The sequence below is a fragment of the Methanococcoides orientis genome (assembly GCF_021184045.1).
In the GTDB taxonomy this organism is placed as follows: domain Archaea; phylum Halobacteriota; class Methanosarcinia; order Methanosarcinales; family Methanosarcinaceae; genus Methanococcoides; species Methanococcoides orientis.
In genome coordinates this window covers 122829-141502 of sequence record NZ_CP073710.1, presented here as the reverse complement: position 1 = coordinate 141502, position 18674 = coordinate 122829, and the positions used below count along the sequence as shown (strand labels likewise).

23 protein-coding genes and 1 tRNA gene are annotated in these 18674 nt (G+C 43.6%); 2 read left to right on the top strand and 22 right to left on the bottom strand.

What is annotated here, in order from left to right; all coding sequences use genetic code 11:
• Nucleotides 1-114: 114 nt before the first annotated feature.
• The 20 genes from amrS to J7W08_RS00665 all read right to left on the bottom strand — a co-directional run bounded on the left by amrS (nt 115) and on the right by J7W08_RS00665 (nt 15107).
• Nucleotides 115-1140, bottom strand: a complete 1026-nt coding sequence (gene amrS / locus J7W08_RS00760) for an AmmeMemoRadiSam system radical SAM enzyme (RefSeq protein WP_233084806.1) — start codon at nt 1138-1140, stop codon at nt 115-117.
• Between the two features lie 220 nt (nt 1141-1360).
• Nucleotides 1361-2329, bottom strand: a complete 969-nt coding sequence (locus J7W08_RS00755; protein ID WP_233085709.1) for a polyprenyl synthetase family protein — start codon at nt 2327-2329, stop codon at nt 1361-1363.
• Between the two features lie 31 nt (nt 2330-2360).
• Complete coding sequence (locus J7W08_RS00750; protein ID WP_233084805.1) at nt 2361-3704, bottom strand: RNase J family beta-CASP ribonuclease; 1344 nt, start codon at nt 3702-3704, stop codon at nt 2361-2363.
• Between the two features lie 116 nt (nt 3705-3820).
• The gene (gene fni, locus J7W08_RS00745; protein WP_233084804.1) at nt 3821-4900 is read right to left on the bottom strand and encodes a type 2 isopentenyl-diphosphate Delta-isomerase; all 1080 of its coding nucleotides are present in this window, start codon (nt 4898-4900) and stop codon (nt 3821-3823) included.
• Between the two features lie 15 nt (nt 4901-4915).
• Nucleotides 4916-5689: an isopentenyl phosphate kinase gene (locus J7W08_RS00740; RefSeq protein ID WP_233084803.1), complete on the bottom strand. Its 774-nt coding sequence runs from the start codon at nt 5687-5689 to the stop codon at nt 4916-4918.
• Entirely contained in the window at nt 5686-6597 is a 912-nt protein-coding gene (locus J7W08_RS00735; protein WP_233084802.1) for a mevalonate kinase, read from the bottom strand. Before J7W08_RS00735 ends, J7W08_RS00740 begins: the two co-directional genes overlap by 4 nt.
• Nucleotides 6598-6623: 26 nt before the next feature.
• Nucleotides 6624-7418, bottom strand: coding sequence for an MEMO1 family protein (locus tag J7W08_RS00730; protein ID WP_233084801.1), 795 nt, complete (start codon nt 7416-7418; stop codon nt 6624-6626).
• Nucleotides 7419-7499: 81 nt separating this feature from the next.
• Nucleotides 7500-8144, bottom strand: coding sequence for a 30S ribosomal protein S2 (gene rpsB / locus J7W08_RS00725; RefSeq protein WP_081955700.1), 645 nt, complete (start codon nt 8142-8144; stop codon nt 7500-7502).
• Nucleotides 8145-8158: 14 nt separating this feature from the next.
• A complete protein-coding gene (locus J7W08_RS00720) occupies nt 8159-8338 on the bottom strand; it encodes a DNA-directed RNA polymerase subunit K (RefSeq protein WP_233084800.1) in 180 nt (59 codons plus the stop codon).
• 210 nt (nt 8339-8548) lie between these two features.
• Nucleotides 8549-8654 (bottom strand) — tRNA-Pro (locus tag J7W08_RS00715).
• Between the two features lie 2 nt (nt 8655-8656).
• Nucleotides 8657-8845: a DNA-directed RNA polymerase subunit N gene (locus J7W08_RS00710; RefSeq protein ID WP_048193213.1), complete on the bottom strand. Its 189-nt coding sequence runs from the start codon at nt 8843-8845 to the stop codon at nt 8657-8659.
• A gap of 14 nt (nt 8846-8859) precedes the next feature.
• Nucleotides 8860-9264: a 30S ribosomal protein S9 gene (locus tag J7W08_RS00705; protein WP_233084799.1), complete on the bottom strand. Its 405-nt coding sequence runs from the start codon at nt 9262-9264 to the stop codon at nt 8860-8862.
• A gap of 13 nt (nt 9265-9277) precedes the next feature.
• The gene (locus tag J7W08_RS00700; RefSeq protein ID WP_233084798.1) at nt 9278-9697 is read right to left on the bottom strand and encodes a 50S ribosomal protein L13; all 420 of its coding nucleotides are present in this window, start codon (nt 9695-9697) and stop codon (nt 9278-9280) included.
• Nucleotides 9698-9707: 10 nt separating this feature from the next.
• On the bottom strand, nt 9708-10088 hold the full coding sequence (locus tag J7W08_RS00695) for a 50S ribosomal protein L18e (protein ID WP_048193210.1): 381 nt from the start codon (nt 10086-10088) through the stop codon (nt 9708-9710).
• A 135-nt stretch (nt 10089-10223) separates the two neighbouring features.
• Complete coding sequence (locus J7W08_RS00690; protein WP_233084797.1) at nt 10224-10700, bottom strand: DUF2240 family protein; 477 nt, start codon at nt 10698-10700, stop codon at nt 10224-10226.
• Nucleotides 10697-11179 carry a hypothetical protein gene (locus J7W08_RS00685; RefSeq protein WP_135613147.1) on the bottom strand — a complete coding sequence of 161 codons (483 nt, stop codon included), beginning with the start codon at nt 11177-11179 and terminating at the stop codon, nt 10697-10699. The genes J7W08_RS00690 and J7W08_RS00685 overlap by 4 nt, the downstream gene beginning before the upstream one ends.
• A 73-nt stretch (nt 11180-11252) precedes the next feature.
• Entirely contained in the window at nt 11253-12824 is a 1572-nt protein-coding gene (serA, locus tag J7W08_RS00680) for a phosphoglycerate dehydrogenase (protein WP_233084796.1), read from the bottom strand.
• A gap of 240 nt (nt 12825-13064) precedes the next feature.
• Nucleotides 13065-13340, bottom strand: a complete 276-nt coding sequence (locus tag J7W08_RS00675; RefSeq protein WP_233084795.1) for a ferredoxin-thioredoxin reductase catalytic domain-containing protein — start codon at nt 13338-13340, stop codon at nt 13065-13067.
• 66 nt (nt 13341-13406) lie between these two features.
• On the bottom strand, nt 13407-14621 hold the full coding sequence (locus tag J7W08_RS00670) for an FprA family A-type flavoprotein (protein WP_233084794.1): 1215 nt from the start codon (nt 14619-14621) through the stop codon (nt 13407-13409).
• 27 nt (nt 14622-14648) lie between these two features.
• Entirely contained in the window at nt 14649-15107 is a 459-nt protein-coding gene (locus J7W08_RS00665; RefSeq protein WP_233084793.1) for a ferritin family protein, read from the bottom strand.
• 337 nt (nt 15108-15444) lie between these two features.
• On the opposite strand from J7W08_RS00665, the gene J7W08_RS00660 reads away from it, so the two are divergent.
• Entirely contained in the window at nt 15445-16548 is a 1104-nt protein-coding gene (locus tag J7W08_RS00660) for an inositol-3-phosphate synthase (protein WP_233084792.1), read from the top strand.
• Nucleotides 16549-16556: 8 nt separating this feature from the next.
• On the top strand, nt 16557-17384 hold the full coding sequence (locus tag J7W08_RS00655) for a DUF429 domain-containing protein (RefSeq protein WP_233084791.1): 828 nt from the start codon (nt 16557-16559) through the stop codon (nt 17382-17384).
• A 106-nt stretch (nt 17385-17490) separates the two neighbouring features.
• Here J7W08_RS00655 and afpA read toward each other — a convergent pair whose 3' ends face one another.
• Both afpA and rbr read right to left on the bottom strand, forming a co-directional pair.
• Nucleotides 17491-18036: an archaeoflavoprotein AfpA gene (gene afpA, locus J7W08_RS00650; protein ID WP_233084790.1), complete on the bottom strand. Its 546-nt coding sequence runs from the start codon at nt 18034-18036 to the stop codon at nt 17491-17493.
• A 15-nt stretch (nt 18037-18051) separates the two neighbouring features.
• The gene (gene rbr / locus J7W08_RS00645; RefSeq protein ID WP_233084789.1) at nt 18052-18624 is read right to left on the bottom strand and encodes a rubrerythrin; all 573 of its coding nucleotides are present in this window, start codon (nt 18622-18624) and stop codon (nt 18052-18054) included.
• Between the last annotated feature and the right edge of the window lie 50 nt (nt 18625-18674).

Genomic DNA, 18674 nt, shown 5'->3' with positions numbered 1-18674 from the left:
AATGCAGTTCTGGAATTTAAACCTTTTGTTCGAAGCGGCAAAAAGGCTGGCAACAAGCAGGAAAATCAGCAATTTTCAACAATTTCCATCCAAATTACCGCCTCAAAGTGGCCTTCAAAGCCCGCCGTACTCACCATAAATGTCAATAGGTTCTCCACAATTGCGGCACTTGTGCTCCGGAGTAATATTATACTCGCTTACATCGAAGAGTCCGCGCCCTATCAGCAATTCACCACAGGAAGGACAGAATGTGCTTTCATACTGGTGCCCGAATACGTTTCCAATGTAAACATACTTCAGGCCTTCATCCAACGCAATGCCGTGAGCCATCTCAAGCGTTTCCACCGGTGTAGGCGGCAGGTGCTTCATCTTATAATGAGGCTGGAAACGGGTAAAGTGTATAGGAGTGTTGGCACCCAGATTTTCATACACCCATGCAGATAGTTGCCGCAGCTCATCCTCTGAATCATTCAGCGTCGGGATGATAAGATTAATAACCTCCACATGCATTCCAAGTTCTCTTGCCAGTTTTGCGGACTCCAGCACAGGTGCAAGTTTGGCACCCACAGTTTCCTTGTAGAACTCTTCCGTAAAGGCTTTGATGTCCACCCTGAAAGCATCAAGGTAAGGAGAAATGTGTCGTAGTGCTTCCGGAGTTATGTAGCCGTTGGTCACATATACTGTCCCAAGTCCGGCCTCCTTTGCCAGCTTTGCAGAATCATAAGTGTACTCATACCAGATGGTCGGTTCGTTATAGGTCCAGGCAATGGAAGCGGACCCTGTGGCAATTGCCCTGTTTACTGCTTCCTCAGGAGTTATCTCCACGGATACGGCCTCGTCAAGCCTGACCTGGGAAATAGTCCAGTTCTGACAGTGCTTGCATCTGAAATTACATCCAATGGTACCCAGGGAATATGCCTTTGAACCTGGTTTAAAGTGGAACAGTGGTTTCTTCTCTATGGGATCAACTGCCTCACTGGAAACTGTGTTGTATATGAGAGAATAAAGAGTACCATCCCGATTCTCCCTTACGCCGCAGATACCACTTTTACCAGAAGATATCCTGCACCTGTGATTGCAAAGATTGCATCTCACTTTCCCCTCATCCAGCTTTTCATAGAACATTGCCTCTTTGAGCATTAGAATTCCCCAAGACAACATTATCACAAATACTTAAAAACCTTCTTAGATAGATGGAACTAGAGAAGATGAAAGTAAGTGGAATTAACAAGATTTGAAAAACAAGAATGAAATTAAGAAAAACGTAATAATTATCAAAAATAAAAATATAGAAAAAGAAGAAATGTTCCCCTTTACTATGGAAAGGGAAACGAAACAACGAATGAACGAAACGAAAGGATCAATAGTTCCTGGTTACCATGTAGTCTGCGATAGCAAGCAGAAGGTCCTTTGCTTCAGAGTCTTCAAGAATATCAAGCATCTTCTTACCATTTTCAAGGTAAGATGCAGAAAGTTCCTGTGCATAGCCAATAGAACCTGACTTTTCAAGTATGGCAACTGCCTCATCGATCTGTTCTGAAGTAGCAGTTCCGCCTTTTCCGAATATGTCAAGTTCAACGCCATTGTTTAGAGCGTGAATAGCGATAAGTGTCCTCTTACCTTCTATCAGGTCACTTCCACGGACCTTACCTAGTATCTCCTCTGGGGTCACCATGTCGATGACATCATCCTGTATCTGGAAACTGATACCCACAAGACGACCAAACTCATAAAGTGCATCTGCAACCTCATCGGAAGCTCCGCCAAGCAGAGCACCGACCTTTGCCACTGCACCATAGAGCACAGAAGTCTTCTTCTCCACCATCTCAAGATACTCTTCTTCTGAAACAGAATCACGAGTCTCGAAATCAATGTCCATCCACTGACCTTCACATATTTCAGTACAGGTCTTTGAAAGAAGAGCAACGCACTTCAGTATGCGTGCAGGATCCTTCTCCATAGATGAGATGATCTCAAAAGCTTTGGAATAGAGAGTATCTCCTGCAAGAATAGCACCCTCACTGCTCCACTTTACATGAACAGAAGGCATTCCACGCCTGATATCATCATTGTCCATTATATCGTCATGAACAAGGGTGAAATTGTGAACCAGTTCCACAGCCACTGCTGCCGGAATAACTGACATGGGATCTCCACCCACAGCTTCAGTTGCAAGCATAAGGACTGTAGGACGGAGGCGTTTACCACCTGCATCCGGTAAGTATCTTGATGCTTTGTAAAGCTCTTCAGGATGTGCGATCGGAAGAAGCTCCTCGATCCCTGTATCAACATGCACACTTCGCTTTTTTATTTCATCCATAAGATCCATACTAATCACGACCATGTTATAATTCAAATGATCATTCTTCAATATATAGTTCTTCACCATTTCTCAACAGGTGTACAGTATCGCCCAGAACGTATCCGGCATCTTCTGCCATCTCAATATAAGCACTGTGCATCTCGATAGTACCGTGAGCAGGGATAACGTGTTCCGGATTGATCAACCTCAGAAGTTCCCAGTGGTCCTCACGATAAGCGTGTCCTGAAACGTGCACGTTATCATAGATACGTCCACCCCTCATTCGGATCTTGGTTTCCAGTGCATAGCGGTTTGCCTGCGTCATTGGACTTGGGATCACGTTTGCAGAGAAGATGATACGGTCACCGGACTCAATTTCATAAGGAGTATCACCCTTTGCAACTCGTGAAAGAATAGCACCAGGTTCACCCTGATGACCAGTTACAATAGGCAGGTATTTTTCCTTCCCTTCTTTCATGATCTTCTTGAACGCCTTATCGATGTCCTTCCTCTTACCGTAGATCTCTACATTATCAGGGAAATCAATGTATCCCATGTTCTTTGCAGTTACTACATACTTGTCCATGGAACGACCCATTAATACAGGAATACGGCCCATCTCTTCAGCGAACTGGATGATCGAGTTAATACGGGATATATGGGAAGCAAATGTCGTTACGATCATTCCAACATCAGATTCCTCTGTACCAAGAAGTACATCACGGACCATGTCATGAGCGATCCTCTCAGAAGGTGTTTTTCCTGCACGTTTTGCATTGGTACTCTCTACCATCATGCAGATAACGCCTTCCTGTCCAAGTTCCCTGAGCCTGTCAAAGTCCGGCTGCTCACCCAGTGTAGGTGTACGGTCAAGCTTGAAATCACAAGCATAAAGTACAGCACCTGCTGGTGTGTGGACTGCTACGAATACAGCGTCGATTATACTGTGCTGAACACGTATCAGCTCAATGGATACATCATCATTGACCTGGTAGATACCACCTGCTTCAACAGGGATTATCCTGTTCTTTACACCGAACTTGCGTTCTGATTCGATCTGCTGCTTAACAAGAGCTACAGTGTACGGAGTACCGATGATCGGTGCAGTGTACCTGTGTGCAAGCTTTGAGATTGCACCAATGTGATCAAGGTGCCCGTGTGTACAAACGATAGCAGCGACGTTGCCGTTGACCTGCTTCATAATAGTATCATCAGGTATAGCACCCATCTCTATCAGTTCAAGAGAATGCATCTTATCAATTTCCACATCCTCATGGATCTGGACCCTATCCAATCTCAGACCCATATCTACGATAATGATGTCCTCGTCAACCCTTATAGCAGTCATGTTGCGGCCCATTTCATTATATCCGCCAACTGCTATTATTCCAATATCTGTCATATTTTCCTCCAATAAATTTCGGTTACTTTCAATACAAATTATTCCTTTGGTCCCTTGACCAAAAAATGAATGTGAATTTTTTAATGTTGATCGATCTTTTCCAGATACGATCTCATTTAGAGCTTGTTTATGCCAAAAACACGCTGTGTAATGTATTCCTTTGTCCAGCCTGTGACCACTGCCTTAGACTCAGTACGAAGCTCACTGACAGTTCCACATCCACAAAGGAACATTGCTACCCCCAGTTCATTGAGCATGGCTGACAAACTTTCCACTACTGCATCCTTTCCGATCAGTGCAGGTGCTACAAAAGGAAGTGCTGCACTTGCAGCGTATGCTCCCAGAGAGAGGGATTTTGCAATATCAAGACCTGTTCTGACACCACCAGTGGCTATCACAGGAAGGGAACTTCTGCATTCAAGCACACTGGAAACTGTAGGGATACCAAAATCCCAGTACAGATTGCCCAGATCCTCGAATATCTTATCACCGCTTTCTCTTGCCCGATAGACTTCTACACCGGACCAACTCGTCCCACCAACTCCGCCGACATCTATTGCACTGACCCCTGCAGTTTTAAGCAGTTCTGCGTCTTCCTTGGAGATGCCTGCTCCTGTTTCCTTTGCAATTATCGGGACCTTCAATGAACATACTTCTTCTATAGCCTCAAGCACACCGGTAGCATCCCTGTCACCTTCAGGCTGTATAGCCTCCTGAAGGAAATTGAGATGAACTGCCATTGCATCTGCATCCAGCATTTCCACAAGCCTTTCAATGGCTTCTATATCGTATTCCCTGAGCTGGGCTGCCCCGATATTCCCATAGACAAATGCATTCGGAGCTACATCACGCACAATACTGAACGAATCTTCTTGTTCAGGATCCTCTATGGCAGCCCTCTGACTGCCTACACCAATACCAACGCCCATTTCTTCAGCAGCTTCTGCAAGTGCTGCATTTACCGGCTTGGTATCCGGATGACCTCCGGTAATGGATGCTATCAAAAAAGGTGCCTTAAGCTCCCTTCCAAGGAATTCAGTGGAAAGATCGATCTCATCCATATTGATCTGAGGCAGTGCTCTGTGTACGAGCATCACATCATCGAATCCTGATGTGACATCCTTTGACTCTACCGGACGCTGCGCACAATGCTCAAGATGTTCTATCTTTCTCCTGGACGTACTCAAATTTATCAAACCTGTAAACGTATATTATGAATCTTTAATTGCAGTTCCGATATTCTCGCCATTAAGAAAACTCGAAACATTACCTGCAACTGTTGCATTGAATATATATGAAGTTATACTTGATGTTTTTCCAAGCTCCAGCATCTCAAGCACTTTCCCAAGCATGCCACCGGTCACATCCGTACCTGCCGAACCACCAATATATCTCTTCATATCTTCAAAATTGTCCGAAGTGATCACAGGAATAGTGTTGCCTTTATCGTCAAGGACACCATTTGCAGCACTTCCAACACCAATGCGGGAAGCACCAAGTGTCGTTGCAAGATAAGGTATTACCTGATCACCTGACACGATAGATACGCCTTTTTCAGTATCCATTACAACATCACCATGCAATACAGGTACAAGACCCTTTTCAAGCATCAAAAGAATGCTGCCCAGATACATCTCTGAGATCCTGCCACCCTTTGCAACAGTACAACCCATTGGGTGCACTGCGATCGCATTGACACCTTCTTCATCCAGAATATCCACGACGATCCTGTTCAAAGATTTCACAGCATTGTGGGTGACAACCGCACCTTCTGCATGGAACCTTTCGGTAAGGGCATACCTCTTCGCCTGAGGATGACCAAATGAACCGGCACCATGAACAATGATAAGTTTTTCTTCAAAACCTGAGATCTCACGCGCAATGCGGACTATCTCTTCTTCCCAGGCAAGACCATCCTCCGAATTCTTGTCGGTGATGACGCTCCCGCCAATTTTCAATATTGTGATATCGTTTGTTGAACTCACTGGGATTCCACCCTTACACCAATATCTGTTGCTTTTGTCACAACCACTTCCCCGCCTGCAGAAGCAATGGCAGCAGCTACCCCACTCACACATTCATGTGGAGCGATCGCCACCATACAACCACCGCCCCCTGCACCGGTAATCTTTGCACCATATGCACCACTGTTACGGGCAGCATATGTAAATGAACTTAATTCAGAACAGCCTACGCCAATTGCATCCAGAAGCCCTTGATTAATATTCATAAGCTTGCCGACGGAAATATAATCCTTTGCATTCACAAGCTCCTCACCCGTAGCTGACATCTTTCCGATGGATGACAGAACGGGACCTATAACATCAGGGAATTTCTCATTAAGCTCTGCAACGTTTGCTACAAGCTCCTTTGTCGAAGAGAAAATATTGGTATTACCGATAACAATAGCACAATCAATAAGATCAAGCCCTTTGCGTTGGGGGATCATGACAACTCCACCCATGGTGCATACATATGTATCCGTCTGACTTGCAGCACCCTGTATACTCTGCTCGACCTCATGTCCCATTCGTGCAATATCATCAAGCTCGAGGCCAGTGCCAAGCAAAGCATCCAATGCTTTTATTGTTGCTATAGTAACAGCAGCAGACGATCCAAGTCCGGAACCAACAGGTATCTCAGACTCGATGCTGATGCTTACACCTTCAAGAGAGGACATATTCTGGAAACGCTCTACAACAGCTGAAACATAAGGATGGGTTTTAAAATCAATATCTGTAGTACCGAGGCTTGAACTAATAGTAATGGAATCTGCAGGTGCAACACTTACACGTGTGCGTATATCCACTGCACAGCAGATAGCGGGTTCACCGTAAACTACGGCATGTTCACCGAAAAGATAGACTTTCCCCGGTGCGGAACATGTGATCATCTTAAAAAGCCCCTTTGTACAGAATATCATTCCACAATTATGCCAGCATATCCTACAACCATAGGATCGCCTGAAACCTCTCCGCTTGTGGCGTATTTGATCAATTTGACGCACTTTGCACCGTATTCCTTTGCAGCGCTCAACATTGCTGAGATCGGACCATATCCACAGGCCGAGATGTTCTCCTCAGATCTTCTGCGATAGAGTTCAGGTATATCCATATCCAGAATGGCTTCTATCAGGTAATGATCTACACGTTCAGCATGCTCTACAGGGACATAATGCGACATATCACTTGATGCGATGAAAACGACTTTCTTCCCAGACTCTTTGGCTGCACGTGCAACTTCCTGACCGACTTCCACAGCAGTTTCCTCATCCTGTAAACCCATACATATAGGAAGGATCTTGAAATCATTCCCGAACCTGTGCTGAAGGAAAGGTATCTGCACTTCTATGGAATGCTCGTACCTGTGGGCAATCTCATCCATATCGATAATGGAACCTGCAAGAAGCTTGCCAATATCCTTATCGGTTTCGATCTCCCCAAGTGGAGTCTTCCACGTATCCTGTGACATCGCCACAGGAGACCCATAACCCGTATGATTCGGTCCAAAAAATATGTACGTATCAGCTTTAGGTAAGCTCGCATAAACATTTGCTGCAACTGACCCTGAATAAATATATCCTGCATGAGGAACTACTGCCCCGATAACATCGCGAGGAGTTTCCTCAATGCCATTAAAACACTTGGAAACCTCTTTTTTAAGGGTCTTCGGACTTAACGGATAGAACTGGCCTGCAACAGTTGGTTGTCTCATACTATTGTCACCTCTTGCGCCCAAAAATAGAACATCTGCTGTATGAGCAATGATGCAACGAAAAAAATGAGAACAGGTCGTTTAAAGACCTGTTTCAAAATCGGTTAACTCGTAGTTGAAAGGAATGCCCCTTTCGTTTGCAACTTCCCTTGCAAGAAGCCAGTAAACAAGTGAAAGTGCTTTCCTACCCTTGTTGTTGGTTGGGATAACAAGATCGACATTGGATGTCATGTTGTTGGTATCACAAAATGCAACTACAGGAATACCCACGCTGACAGCTTCCTTAATTACCTGTGCATCTCCTGCAGGATCTGTCACAATAATTGCATCTGGCTCATAGAAGCCTTCCTGTACAGGGTTTGTAAGAGTACCTGGAATGAACCTTCCAACTCTTGAAACTGCGCCTACTGCCTTGGAGAACATTGTTGCAGGATACTGACCGTACTGACGTGCGGATACAACAAGTATTCTGGAAGGATCATATTTTGAAAGGAAATGTGCAATTGACCTGATTCTCTCATCTGTTGACTGGATATCAAGAACGTAAAGACCATCTGTCCTTACACGGTAGACGAACTTCATCATATTCTGGGTCTTCTGCTGTGTACCAATGTGTACGCCTGCTGCCAGATATTCATCTATAGGCACTAATGATGTTGATTCGGTTGCTTCCTGTGCTGCTGCGCTTTCTTCAGCATTAACTTCAATATTTTCTGTAGATTCCATAAAATTCACCTCAATTATTCGTAATTTCTCTTCACTGTAACTGGTATAACACCTTTCTCAAATTCCAATGTAGCGATGTGCAGCGAATCAGTACTATCAGTGTCGATCAATATTGGAGCTTCCATTGCTATCTGAAGTGATCTTGCACCAATGATCCTTGCACGCTCATACCTAGTAAACTTCTCTTTGCTCAACTGATCACCTTATAAAAAGTCCATCATTAGAAAGAACAATTTGAATGTATCAATAAGTGATATTATATATTAACAAATAACCATGAACCAAAAGCAGTTTTATTCATTTGTTAGTTTGGTCTGTTAAATATGAAATGGTATTCGGAATCCCTCCGAATATGGTTATATACAATCTCAGCTGCCTATCGGTTATCCCTATAAAGGGAATCATGGGACCGCTGAGATTTGAACTCAGGTACCGGCGTGGTTCGCACAGACTTGAAAGAAGAACCGTGTCCCGAACGCCGAAGGATGGTCCAGGCTACCCTACGGTCCCTTTCACTGATACGGAGCCATTATATCCACAAGGTTGACGTGTGCGAGGAACATACGCCTGCAACAGTATCTTGTGAAATTAAGATCATCAAGTACAACTGCAGGATCTTCTCCATCCTTCACACGCCTGGTATACTCTTCCCAGCTTCCTGCAATTACTTTTCCACATGTGAAACAGCGAACTGGAATCATTGTAACTACCTACCTTACCTGTAAGATTTCTGATATTTAGCGCGAGCGCCAGGTCCACCGAACTTCTTGGTCTCTTTCTGTCTGGAGTCGTTGACCAGAAGGTTCCTGTCGTATGCCATAAAAGCATCCCTTAGATCGGTGTCGTTGGTCCACTCAACAATACCTCTTGCGATAGCAGTCCTGATCGCATTTGCCTGGCCAATGATTCCGCCTCCACTTACCTTAACATCAATGTCAAGGCTGGAAACTGTATCTCCTGCCAGCATAAGAGGTTCGATTATCTTAAGTTTTGCAAATTCAGGTTCATAGATCTCAACAGGTTTCTTGTTGACCCTTGCCTTACCTGTACCTGCAGAAACTGTTGCACGTGCAATTGCAGTCTTGTTCTTACCTGATGAATTGACAACTTTAGTAGACATGAATAAATCTCCCTTAGAATTTTGATCCTAATTTGCGGCTAAGATCACCAATGGTCACATACTTGTTAGAACTCAAACGTGTCATGTTTGCTCCATCGACAGTTGTAAGTTCTGCTTCCTCGAACTCAGTAGGGATCCCTACATAGATCTTAAGGTTAGCCATTGCTTCCTTGCCCCTTGCGCGCTTGTATGGAAGCATTCCCCTGACAGTCCTCTTGAGGATCCTGTCTGGTCTCTTTGGGAAGTAAGGACCAAATTCACGTGTGCCCATATTCCTGATCTCATCATATTCTTCAAAGGTTGTTATCTTTGAACCGGAGATCACAGCATTCTCAGCATTTACAATTGCGATCTTCTCACCTGCAAGCAGTCTCTTTGCAACGTTACTTGCAAGTCTGCCCATAATTAAACCATTTGCATCGATTACCGTCATTTGAAACACCTCACTTCAAGATCCTGATACCAGAACCTGCTGGATTTTCTTCCAGAACCTGTTCAATGGTAATGCATTTTCCGCCTGCACTTGTGATCTTATCAACAGCAGTTGTGCTGAAACTCAATGCTGCAACAGTTACAGCATGTCCCAGTACACCGGCACCCAGTACCTTACCTGGAATCATAACCAGTTCGTTCTCTGCTGCACACCTGTTGATCTTACTCAGATTTACCTCAGCATAGTTCCTGTTAGGTTTCTCGAGCCTCTTTGCCATATCTTTCCAGATAGGTGCGTCGTTGTCACGTGCTGAGTCTTTTAGCACTGCGATTAACGATGGAATCCTTGGATTGGTTTTCCTTGAGATTTTAGCTTGTGTTTTTTTTCCCATAATGTCCCTCCGCAAGATTTTCTTACTCACGCATTTCTGCGTTCGAACATCTTTGAAGATGTATCAGTTAATAATTAACTGGAGTTGCACATAATTATATTAATAGTACATAAAGATTATGCGAAAATATGAATTTCATTGTTGATCAGAAATACCTGTTACTCTTTGATAGACTACATCAAAAAGGTCCCCGACATCACATCCCATTTCATGAGCCAATAGCAAAGCTGCTACTTCCGCATCAATAAGCCCTGCCAGAGAATCCTGTTTGATATTTATGCGCGAAGCAACATCCCTTTTGTCCAAATCACTATTTGTAATGAGAAGGTCCATTATCTTCTCAACATTGCCTTTTTCCCGAAAGAGATCTTCAGATGGTTTGAACCCGGCAGGAATATCCACTGCATCAGCATCCATGTTCAGCACAAGTTCACCATTTTCAAATTTCAGGATCGAAGACATGATAGCCTGATCCCTCACCTTTGATGCCTGTACAGGAGACATCCATTTAAAGTCAAAGGACAATGCAAATTCAAAATCCTTTATAGAAAGAGAAGATGCGGCATTCTTCTTGAAAGGGGAAGCCACTACGAGGCCAAATTCATCCATCATGCACCACGTCGAAGTTCGTCTATGATCGTATCTGCCACCCGACCACATTCCGTGCGTTCCTGCCCATCTATGTGGTTGACCCTCAAGGTAAGTACCTCTGACTCAAGAATAGCACGCACAAGATACACATCGCCCCTTAGAGGCACACGATTATATTTCCCATCAAGATAACTGTAGGAGAGTGTCATCCTGAAATCAATGATACCTTCAGGTTCGATAGTATCGATCACAGAATCTACGTTCTCGTAGTTAAGAGGAGCAAAATCCATGCTATTCATCGCGACCTCAACACCGATCTCTCTTTTCGCCTGAATACGATGGCCTTTCTTGGTGGCGGATTCTGTCACGAACATCCCAAATTTACCATCCATGCCTGCCATGACCTTCACAAAAAAAGGCAGGTCTGAATAGTAACGGTGCTTCTGCTCGAACTGGACCTCCCTGTGAGGGAATCGGTGGTATACGCGCTTTCTCATCATATGTGATCAATACTCCCATTTGATCCGAAAATAATACATGGGCATATTAACCCATGCATTGGTGACATATAAATTAAAGTGTCACAATTGTTGCATCAAGTATGCCATCAATTCCGCGGATCTCATCAAGGATCTTCTCTGAAACTTCAGTGTCCACATTAAGTGCCATTATAGTCCGTCCGCCAACGTCTACGCGTCCGACCTGCATACCGGAAATATTGATGCCATTATCACCAAGGACCATACAGCATGGACCAATAACATTCGGACGGTTGATGTGGTTTGAAACGATCATGAAACCTTTTGGAACCAGATCTACATGCTGACCATTGATCGTTATGATCTTTGGCTCACCTCCAACCACAGCACCGGTAACAGACCTGGAATTAGAATCCTGGAAAAGATTGATACTAATAGTAGAAGCATACTCATCAGATGTATCAGATTTGCTTTCCACAACTTCAACGTCCCTTAACTTTGCAAGAGCCGGTGCATTCACATAGTTCACAGCGGAACCCAATGCGACCTCAAGAACACCTTTTACAGCTGCAACTGTCACAGCCCTTGTATCCTTTTCAGATACCTCACCTTTGTAGGATATCTCGATCTTGTCATAATTTGCATCCAGAAGCTGTGCCACTGCACTTCCCAGAGTTTCAGCAAGACCGATATATGGAGCCAGTACAGCCATTACTTCCGGTTTGACAGCAGGAATATTAATAGTATTGCGAGCAGATCCGCCGTTTAGGACAGATATTACCTCTTCAGCAACAGAAACTGCAACATTAACCTGAGCCTCCTCAGTAGAAGCACCCAGATGAGGTGTCACGATCACATTGTCAAGACCAATGAAAGGACAGTCAAATGGTGGTTCACTAGTGAACACATCGATTGCAGCACCTGTGATCTTGCCTGCTTTAAGTGCATCAGCAAGAGCTTCTTCGTTAATAATACCACCACGAGCACAATTGATCACCCTTGCGGAGCTCTTCATCATATCGAACTGAGCTGTATCAAGGATATTACGTGTCTCTTTTGTAAGCGGCGTATGAACAGTAATAAAATCTGCCCTCTTTGCAATGTCATCAACAGTAGTAAGCTCGACACCCATAGCCTTTGCACGATCCTCTGTAATGAAAGGATCATATGCAAGAATATCCATCTCCATGCCCTGTGCACGTTTTGCAACTTCAGCACCAATGCGGCCAAGGCCTATAACTCCAAGTGTCTTGCCATTAACCTCGACACCCATGAAATTCTTGCGCTCCCATTTCTTTGCCTTAAGGGAAGCATTTGCCTGAGGGATGTTCCTGGCCATGGACATCATCATAGCAATAGTGTGTTCTGCTGCTGAAAGCATGTTACCTTCAGGTGCATTTACAACAATGATCCCTTTTTCAGTTGCAGCATCAATGTCAATATTATCTACACCAACGCCGGCCCTTCCGACGATCTTAAGGTTGTCTGCAGCTTCGATCACCCTTCTTGTTACCTGGGTACCGCTGCGGATCACAAGAGCGTCAAAATCAACGATCTTCTCTACAAGTTCATCTTCTGAAAGACCTGTTGAAACATCGACGTCAAAATGTTCCTGAAGTTTTGAAACTCCTTCCTCTGATAATGAATCACTTACCAATACTTTCATTTTTTGTATCTCCGGATATGATCAATGATCTGTGATATTAATTTAGACACTAATGACTGTTTATGCCTGTCCAATAATAGTGAACTGTGCCCTACATCTATCATAAAACACATCCTTCTAAATATAGCTAACTATCCTATAGAACAATTAAAATGAGATCATTGTAAGAACATTCCCCTTATTCAAAAATGATCATAAGAAAATAAGAATAAAGAAGGTTTAAAAGGACCAGAAGGCCCTTTATTTGATATACAGACCACAGCGACATGCACCGCGTGTCTCTACATCACGGCTTCGGGCAGCACATGGACAGATGATCTTCTTGTCCTTTTCAACATCCCCGGACCTCTTCTGGCAGAAACAGTAATATTCACCGAATTGGCGCTTGTTGTTGCAAATACCTTTTACAGCAGTGGTAATGACATCATAATCAGAGTTAAGTTTGTATCCAGTAGCCTCTGCATTTTTCTTAGATCTCTGATAGAATTCTTCTTCAAGTTCACCTTCAAATTTCATATTAGATCACTTCCTTTTATTAATTCAGTTTTAATATATTCAACTAGAGCTTCATTTAATAAATAGTCAGCTAGATTTCTTCAATGCAAGTTCTGCAAGTCGGATACCAAGTTCCCTGCAAGCTTTAATATCATCTTCGTAAGGCCTGTATTTAACCTGCAGGCCGGGTTCTATTATATCAAAACCGGATGCCTTTAACGTTTCCTCCACACCCTTTACCGCACCGCCACCCCAGCCATATGAACCAAATGCAACAGCACTTTTGTCTTTAGGACGAAGGCCCTTCATATATGTCAGGAAACCTGATACCGTAAAGAACATGGTACTATGCATAGTAGGAGATCCAAGAGCAATTACAGGAGAGAACATCAAATCCTTTAACATCATGCTCCAGTCATTCTTACGCAAATGGAAAAGCTTGGCTTCGACACCACCTTCCCGAACGCCCTCGACAATTTCCTTTGCCATTATCTCAGTACTATTCCACATAGTATCATAAATGACCAGTACTTTTGGAATGACTTCCCTTTTTGCCCAGCTCAGATAAGCATCAACGATACGCGAAGGGTCCTCCCTCCAGATCACGCCGTGCGATGGTGCGACCATATCAAATTCAAGACCAAGGTCCTTGACCTTCTCAGCATACTTTATGACCTTTGACCCAAATGGCATCAGGATATTAGCATAGTAAATAGCAGCATCCTCAATAGCACCGCCCTCAACTTCATCCTCGAATCTTACAGAGGTAGCAAGATGCTGTCCGAAAGCATCGTTAGAGAACAATATCTTATCTTCTTTCAGGTAGGTCTGCATACTATCCGGCCAATGCAACATAGGAGTTTCAATGAACATCAGGGTACGGGAGCCAATATCAAGCTCATAGCCAGTATCTACAACTTCAAAGTCCCAGTTCCTGCATCCACCTGCCTCATAATATTCATTCAAACCGACCTTGCCATGCTTTGTGCAGAAAAGCTTAGCATCCTTTGCAAGCTCCATGATCGCAGGCAGACCACTTGAATGATCCATCTCCACGTGATTGGAGACCACATAATCGATCTTAGAAGGATTAACGATCCTGCGTATCCTTTCGATCATTTCAGGAGCAAAATCTGCCTTCACAGTATCTATAAGTGTTATCTTTTCATCGACGACAAGATAAGCATTATAGGTACCACCTTTGGGAGTTGCATACCCATGGAAGTCACGCAGGTTCCAGTCAACGACCCCTACCCAGTAGATGCCTTTTGCGATCTCAAGATTTTCATCTTTCGGATCCATGAAATAACCTCTATAATACTTCAAAGATTATGTCTGCATCCTGAAACCGGTAATCGCACCAAGCAAACCGTCGATCAGGTCGTAATGGCCCCTTTCAACTGCCGCAAGCTTTTCAAAGAAATCACGTTGACCAGCATCCGAAGATACACTTGAAAGCATCAGGTAAAGGTCTTCGGTCTTTCGCTCAAGTCTCATGGCAGCCAGCATCACACCAACCTCACCAAGCTTCTCACCAGTGAACTCTGAAGCAAATGCTTCCTTGAAATCAGGCATATCAGACTCTTCATCAATTGAAAGGTCTTCACCTTTCAGGTAGCTTTGCAGATATTTAGCATGCTTCTTCTCTTCTTCTGCAAGGTAGAGGAACATATCTTTGGCAGCAGGATCTGTAGTAGCTTCTGCAAACTCCAGATAAAAATCCCTGCCCTGATCCTCAAAAGATATTCCCAGCTTCACTGCATCTTCAACGGAACCTATATTACCCACATTCGGGAATTCGTTTGCTACGTCCTGAATAATACCATCTCCTTTTATTTTATATTACCAAAGAAATAACAGGCATACTTTGACACCTGCGTTTGTTTCCCCATCAGTACAGAAATAAAGTTTCCCAAAAAATAAACGGCTTTCACGACTTAAAAACTTTTCTGAAAGCGGGAAGCAGCATAAAGATAAAGGCAGGAAGATAAATAAACCTACATTTACCCCCAAGAAGTCGTCTTTGTTAGAAACCTTTTTATTTGACTGTAAACATTAGGAATTGCATAACGATTAATATATTTTATAGCATCAATATCGTTCACTTTAGCTAAGAGGAAGTGTTATGGACAAAATAAAAATCGCAATCGCAGGAATCGGTAACTGCGCAAGTTCACTGATCCAGGGTCTTGAGTACTACAAAGAAAAAGCGGAAAAAGATGCGATAGGACTAATGCATTGGGATGTTGGCGGGTACAGACCTTTTGATATTGAAGTAGTAGCAGCATTCGACATTGATGAGAGAAAAGTTGGAGAAGATGTTGCAGATGCTATTTTTGCAGCTCCTAACTGCACAACAGTCTTTTGTCCCGATGTGCCAAAGACCGGCGTAAAGGTCACGATGGGAAACATCAAGGATGGTGTCTCCGAACACATGGTGAACTATGAAGATGAATACAGATTCATCCCATCCTCCGAAAAAGAATCCACAGACGAGGAGATAGTCTCCGTATTAAAGGAATCCGGCGCAGAGATCCTTTTGAATTTCCTTCCAGTTGGTTCTGAAATTGCAACTCGGTTCTATGCACAATGTGCACTGGATGCAGGTGTTGCTTTTATCAACAACATGCCAATATTCATTGCCAGTAATCCTGAATGGGCACAAAAGTTCGAAGAAAAAGGAATCCCGATCATAGGAGACGACATTAAAGCACAACTTGGAGCTACCATTACACACCGAACCCTTGCAGATCTTTTCAGGAAGAGAGGAGTTAAGGTTGAAAGAACATACCAACTTAACACAGGCGGTAACACAGACTTCCTCAACATGCTCAACAGGGACAGGCTTTCTTCCAAGAAGACATCAAAGACAGAAGCAGTGCAGTCAGTACTTGCCGAGAGACTGGAAGATCACAATATCCACGTCGGACCAAGTGACTATGTCCCATGGCAGCAAGACAACAAACTATGCTTCCTCAGAATGGAAGGTAAGCTTTTCGGCGATGTGCCAATGAACCTTGAACTCCGCCTTTCAGTGGAAGATTCACCCAATTCTGCAGGAGTTGTCATTGATGCAATCCGCTGCTGCAAGATAGCATTGAACAGAGGAACAGGTGGAATTCTTTACTCCCCAGCCTCATATTTCATGAAGCACCCACCAAAGCAGTTCACTGATGATGATGCATATCGCATGACAAACGAATTTATCGAAGGCACAAGGGAAAATTAAAACTCCCAATGCCCTCATCCCCTGCCAACCCGAAAACCCTTGTTTATGGGGTAGACTTCAGCGGATCAAAGACCGCATGTAAGAAGATATGGGTCAGCAGAGGAACAATACATAACGAAACACTTCACATCAACAGTTGTTGCCCGATCTCCAACCTGATGCATAATGACATCAGGAAAGAAAGGGACAACTGCCTTTCTTTTCTCCGAGAACTAATTTCAATCGAAACAGAGGCCATCTTCGGCCTTGACCTTTCACTGGGCTTCCCCCAAGCAATTATCAATGACCAAAGTTGGGAAAGCTCGATACTGAATTTTTCAAAAAGTTACAACTCCCCTGAAGACTTTCGTAACAAATGTCGTAATACCATGGGAAACAAAGAAGTCAAGCGTACAACCGAAATTCAGAAAAAAGCTCCATTTTGTGTTTACAACCTCAGGCTTTACAGGCAGACATATTACGGCATCAGATGCATAATAGAACCACTTGTAAAGAAAAAGGCTGCCTGCATAATACCAATGCAAGAACAAGTTGCTGGCAAGGCTTCAGTGATAGAGATATGCCCTGCATGTACACTCAAGAGAAATGGCATTTACATACATTACAAAGGAAAGAACAACAGGGAACTCGAAAACCGCCGAATCATACTATCCACCATAAAGACATGGAAAATAGAACTTGAAAAGGAAGTCATAAAAGCGGCTCTTGAGGACACGGAAGGTGATGCCCTGGATAGCATACTTGCAGCATATGCAGCTTATCATGCACTGCAAAAGATGGAAAGTAGCACACCTTTAGCAGAAGAGTATCTTTCAGAGGGGATGATCTACGACTAACAGACTTTTGAAAAGATACCAATGAAAATAGCTTCGCTTAGATCAGATAAATTAGATAAATAAAAAAGAGGAGGAAGATACCTCCAGAATGAACCAAACTAAGAACTTACTCTTTATCCAGACCCACAAGAGCATAGAGGTCTTCGGGTGTCTCAAGCAGTGTGATATTCTCCATCTGTGCGAGCTTTTCCGAATTGGACACATCCACTTCACGCATCTTAAGGGTCATCTTCTTTCCATTTGGTGCAACAGTATCCACAGTTCCTCTTTTCTGGTCAACTGCCAGAATATAGATCGGAGTATCACCCTTGGCAGTCTGAGCAACCACATTCGTCACCAGCGAGTCTGCAATACCATACACGATCTTGGCAACACTATTCGCAGTAGTCGGTGCGATGATAAGGGCATCATAATGACCTACCTGAAGAGGACCGGCAATAAATGGTGAGTTAGGACCTGCATCGGTCTTGAAGTTAGGAAAATCTCTCTGGATATCATCCCACATGCGATACCATTTCATTACGACCTCCCCCTCCTTTGAAAGGAAAACCATGAACTCGATATCAGTACGTTCTTTAATATCACGCATTACCTGATAGGTCTCAACGATCTGGTCACCTGAACCTGTAATCCCCCATGCTATACGTTTCATATTATAACCTCATGATCAATAGTTCTCAGCCTTTATCTCGAAATAGTCCTGTGGATGTGCACATGCAGGACATTCCTCAGGAGGTTCAGGACCTTCATGGATATATCCGCAATTTCGACATCTCCATGCAACAGTGCCATCTTTCCTGAAGACCATTTCGTGATCAATATTGGCAGCAAGTTTACGGTAGCGCTCCTCATGACCTTTCTCTGCAATAGCTATGTGCTTGAACACATCTGCGATTTCGAGGAAGCCTTCCTTTTCAGCCACTTCTGCGAACTCCGGATACATTGTTGAGTGTTCGTAGTTCTCACCTTGTGCAGCAGATTCAAGATTTGCTCTTGTGTCAGAGATCATACCTGCAGGATAGGAAGCAGTTATTTCCACCTCGCCACCTTCAAGGAACTTGAAGAGTCTTTTTGCATGCTCTTTCTCATTATCAGCAGTTTCAGAAAAGATAGCAGAGATCTGCTGATATCCTGCCTTTCTCGCAACTGATGCAAAGTAAGTATATCGATTCCTTGCCTGTGATTCACCTGCAAAGGCCTTCAACAGGTTCTTTTCGGTTTTACTACCTTTTAATTCCATATTGCACACCTCATTTCATCATAATTCAAACAAATAATTTATAAATATGT